This is a genomic window from Caenispirillum bisanense, assembly GCF_039523075.1.
Classification (GTDB): domain Bacteria; phylum Pseudomonadota; class Alphaproteobacteria; order Rhodospirillales; family Rhodospirillaceae; genus Caenispirillum; species Caenispirillum bisanense.
The window spans coordinates 62,870-63,286 of sequence record NZ_BAAAEP010000027.1 but is presented as its reverse complement, the minus strand read 5'-3'; the positions used below and the strand labels follow the sequence as shown (position 1 = coordinate 63,286).

Annotated in this window: 1 protein-coding gene; it reads left to right on the top strand. The window is 74.6% G+C overall.

The window, feature by feature from the left end; all coding sequences use genetic code 11:
- The coding region (locus tag ABD056_RS13345) for a hypothetical protein (protein WP_343867340.1) at nt 1-341 on the top strand (341 nt) is incomplete at its 5' end.
- Nucleotides 342-417 lie beyond the last annotated feature (76 nt).

Below are 417 nucleotides of genomic sequence, written 5' to 3'. Positions count from 1 at the left end.
TCGCCGTCGCCATCGGCATCGCCGGCGCCGTGCTCGGCATCGGCGGCGCCTTCGGGGTGCTGGGGTATGTGGAGGACGACATCGCCGCCCAGGCCGCCGATCGCCAGGAGGAGGACTTCCTCGCCCTGTGCCAGGCGCGGCTGGCCGACATCGACTGCGCCTGCCTGTGGAACGATGCCGCCGCCGCCTTCCTGCCCGACACCCGCGACCAGGTGATGCGGCTGATCGCCGAGCGCCATTCCATCCCCCTGCGGGTGCAGCGCACGCGCACCGATCACCTCATCGGGCCGGAACTGGGCAAGCAGGTGTGGGCGGCGGCCTATTACTGTCGCCAGGGCTGAGCGATCACCCCGCCGGCGCCGCCGTCGTCGTCGATGCCGGCGGGGGGGGGGGGGGGGGGGGGAGGGGGGGGGGGGG